We start from the raw sequence: 1,021 nt of genomic DNA on the forward strand, positions 1-1,021 counted from the left end.
GAAACATACTAAGAAACGACTTCGTCGTCTTACTAATAAGACTGAAGTGGAACGTTTAAAAGAAGAACTTGCCAAGAAAAGCCAAGAACTCTATGACACAAAATTGGAACGTGACATCTTAAAAAAATCGTTGGCCCTGTTCGGACCCTCCAAGGCAAAGAGAAAACGCAAATAGTTGATCAGATCAGGGCAGATCAAGCATCGCTACCGAAGAAATATCGCTATAAGATTGGTGACATTCTCCATAAAATCAACCTTCCTAAGGCTACTTACCATGATGAGCGCAAGCGCATCGCTAACCATCATGATAAATATGCGAGTGTTAAGCAAGTGATTCTTAGCGTGGCTAAAGAAGGGCAAGTCCGCGGACGATGGACCTACGGTTATCGTCGCGTGAACCAAAAACTGCGGGCAATGGGCATTCATTTGGCGGACATGACGGTGAACAAGTTGATGGCGAAATTAGATGTTCAAGTGGCACTGTATAATCGCCACCGTAGTGGTAAATACTCATCTTATGAAGGTAATGTGGGCACAGTTGCGGATAATCTACTAAAACAACAATTTCAGGCCACCATTCCTTATCAAGTCCTCCACACAGATGTTTCTCAAGTTCGCTTAGCTAATCACAGTTGGGCTTATATTTCCTCAATTATCGATGAAGCCAGTAAGGAAGTTTTAGCCTTCCAATTGAGTCAACATCCTGATCGACAGTTGATTACCGCTACTCTCAACGAGCTATGTACAAAGCTACCTGATAATGCTCAACCAATTATTCATTCTGATCAGGGGTGGCACTATCAACTGGGGTACTATACCCAAAAGTTAGCTGATAATCACTTTATTCAAAGTATGTCCCGTAAGGGAAATTGTCATGATAACGCACCAATGGAGAGTTTCTTTCACCTGTTTAAGACAGAGTTATTAGATGGTTTCCCACCATGTAAAGACTTAGCTGAATTAAAATCACTCTCAGCTCAATACATTCATTACTTTAATTACCAACGTATCTCCTTAAAAA

1 protein-coding gene is annotated in these 1,021 nt (G+C 41.1%); it reads left to right on the forward strand.

From position 1 onward, the window contains the following. Nucleotides 1–183: 183 nt before the first annotated feature. The coding region (locus tag FC49_RS09990) for an IS3 family transposase (protein ID WP_235804907.1) at nt 184–1,021 on the forward strand (838 nt) is incomplete at its 3' end.

It is taken from the genome of Limosilactobacillus oris DSM 4864 (genome assembly GCF_001434465.1).
In the GTDB taxonomy this organism is placed as follows: domain Bacteria; phylum Bacillota; class Bacilli; order Lactobacillales; family Lactobacillaceae; genus Limosilactobacillus; species Limosilactobacillus oris.